Annotated in this window: 1 protein-coding gene; it reads left to right on the top strand. The window is 67.4% G+C overall.

Annotation, left to right across the window (positions count from 1 at the left end):
• The coding region (locus tag HOC_RS22515; RefSeq protein ID WP_035542899.1) for a hypothetical protein at positions 1–227 on the top strand (227 nt) is incomplete at both ends.

Raw genomic sequence — 227 nt, 5'->3', positions numbered from 1 at the left:
TCGAAGCGCTTGCAGGCCAGGTCTGGGACCAGAGCCAGAGCGTCGATACCGGCGAGGCGGACCGGTTCGACATGCAGGCCATGAAGGCACTCATCCGGTCCGACGCCGCGGCCCGACCACTGCTGGAGTCGGACCCGTCAGCCGAGACCGGCCTCTTCTTCTATGATGTTGCAGCCTGGCGGCATGATCGCGGGGTCCGGAAGGTGGCCTTCGACTCGGCCCTCCCG

Origin of the sequence: Hyphomonas oceanitis SCH89 (genome assembly GCF_000685295.1) — a bacterium.
Taxonomy (GTDB): Bacteria; Pseudomonadota; Alphaproteobacteria; order Caulobacterales; family Hyphomonadaceae; genus Hyphomonas; species Hyphomonas oceanitis.
The sequence above is the reverse complement of the archived record's forward strand: the minus strand, read 5'-3'. Positions and strand labels throughout refer to the sequence as shown.